This window comes from Robinsoniella sp. (assembly GCF_034124845.1).
Window position 1 is genome coordinate 1 of record NZ_JAWYAJ010000024.1, and the last position, 2,363, is coordinate 2,363.

Below are 2,363 nucleotides of genomic sequence, written 5' to 3' on the forward strand. Positions count from 1 at the left end.
TTAACAGCTCCACCTCTTCATCCGGATCTCCTGCCGGAATCTGATCCAGAAAGCAGTATTTATTCTGCTTCATAAATGGGCTGTAACGGATTTTCCTGGAAAGCTCACGAAATGTAGCTGCAACCTGATTGTGTAAAAACCTTCTGCTGCAAAGGATTCCATAGAATCCTTCCCCTGATTCCCTGATTACCCGCTCTACATACAATGCCTTTTGATAGATGAATTCCTCTGCTTCATATTCACTGCGTATCTGATCCGCATTATATAAAACCAGGTAGTTATCTTCGCTGATCTGCACATCGGTTACATAAGTGATTTTCGATACCGGTTCTTTACGCAGGCTTTCCATAATTGTGTGAAAACCTGCAGGCGGACGCTCCCTTTTTCCATCATCGTAAAAAAGAGGCTTGTTGAACTGCAGCATAATCATAAACAGCTGGTTCCCCACTCCTGTACTCCCCTTCATGTTCTCTTCTTTCGGGGCATCGTATATAATATTCTTTACGAAATAACGTTTTTTCGCCTGCTGCCATTCTTCTTCGCTGTAGATTTCAGACTTAACTTTATTCAGTTCCCCCAGCAGGGTCGCCTCATTAATTTCATGCTTCAGCAAATAATTGGATACACCATACTGAATTCCCTTTTTTGCATATTCGAAATCCTTATATGCAGACAGAAGTATAATCTTGGTATGGGGATTCAACTCCTTCACCCTCTTAGACAATTCCAGACCATCCATGACGGACATTTTAATATCCGAAATAATAATATGAGGATTTTCTTTCTGAAATAATTCCAATGCCCGTTTTCCATTGAGCGCCTGCCCCACAATCTGAAATCCGTGTTGATTCCAGTCAATGACTTCCTTTAAAAATTCAAGTGCCAGCACTTCATCATCCACCAACATTACCCGTATCATAAAATATGCCACCCTCTCTTCTTTTTTCAAACAGGTTCTAATACCAGAGTCTTTTTCTTTCACTATACCATAATACCTGTGAAATACCCATCTCACATTCCATATAAAATGTATAAATTATATATTTTTTATGGTAAAAACGCAGTAAAAATCTGATTATCCCCTAAAACACAGTACCTATCCGCATTTCTACAGGACTAACAAAGCCGTTTTCCTACTAATTTACTACCAACGAATGAGCCTTGATACGTTGATAAGTATTTGGGTCAAACGACCTAGTATGGTTATTAGAAGCATTTTATAATGAAATTAAGAAGAATAAAATGGAGGTTTTCATAATGAATAAAATTTTGAACAGTATTTTAAATGAAGTTGGAGACAAGGATATCATCAATAAATTATCATCTTTATCAAAATCAGATTTAAACTCACTTTTACTAGAAGTGTTTAAAAGACAAGTAGATAATCAAAATGCAATGGATATTCTGAAATCATTTCAAATAAATAGATTTACTACTCCTAGTAATATTGACCCAGAAAAATTTCACACCTTAGAGTCTCACCTATTGAAAAAAGCACATGAAATAGGTATCAAAACAACTATGCTTTCACCTTCTGCTCCATTAGGTAGTTGTAGTGTCTTTGGTTCTGTTAACCAATATAATATTGTTAGTGCTCTACGAGGAACTGAAATACTTTCAGACCCCTCAAATATGCTAGCAATTATTATTGCCGATAAATTGAAAAGAAAAGAAGAAAGTAATGAGACACCCATTCATTTAGCAACTACGGCTAGAACCATGAGAGCGCAAAACTTTTCAGGTAAAAATTTCTACTCCCACTTTGGTTTATATTGTATGGTTTCATCTGGAAAAGATACAGGTTCCTATGCATGTGAGAAAGAATTGTTAGAAAAGCATTTAAATTATTATAAAGAAATCTTAAATGAAAAAGAAAACGGTTGCTTCTCTATTATATTACGCAGAAGAAATGGTTACAAAGATAGTGAAGGATTTTTCGATAAAATGCTAAACACATTCAAACTTATATTCCCCAATACAAACATATCAATTCAAAATGATGATATTCATAACAATTACTATAAAGGAATAAATTTTAAGATATCTCTTGTAAATGGTAGTGAAATTATAGAAATAATTGATGGTGGATTTGTTGATTGGACTTATCAAATGCTTGGGAATAAAAAAGAGCGTTGTTTAATAAGTGGAATTGGTTTGGATAGATATCTTATATCTATGTCATAAAGGAGAAAAAATGGAACGAAAAAATTGGAGCTATACGTATGATAATGACCTGGCTAAATAATAAAAACTGCATGTACAGTTGCAGAAACCGGATAGATTCCAGCTTCACCAAATGCCATGCAGTTTTTCTTTTCTTCCTATTATTGATTTACTTTTATTGATTTACTTTTTTACAGCTT

General features: G+C 34.6%; 2 protein-coding genes. One reads left to right on the forward strand and one right to left on the reverse strand.

Annotation, left to right across the window (positions count from 1 at the left end; translation table 11 throughout):
* On the reverse strand, positions 1-919 hold a 919-nt coding region (locus ACH2DQ_RS01165), incomplete at its 3' end, for a response regulator (RefSeq protein WP_395025187.1).
* A gap of 338 nt (positions 920-1,257) precedes the next feature.
* Here ACH2DQ_RS01165 and ACH2DQ_RS01170 point away from each other — a divergent pair.
* Entirely contained in the window at positions 1,258-2,184 is a 927-nt protein-coding gene (locus ACH2DQ_RS01170; protein WP_394914285.1) for a hypothetical protein, read from the forward strand.
* The last annotated feature ends 179 nt before the right edge of the window (positions 2,185-2,363 follow it).

Coding starts and splice junctions, on each gene's coding strand:
- ACH2DQ_RS01170 (WP_394914285.1), top strand. CDS start 1,258: ATGAATAAAATTTTGAACAGTATTTTAAATGAAGTTGGAGACAAGGAT.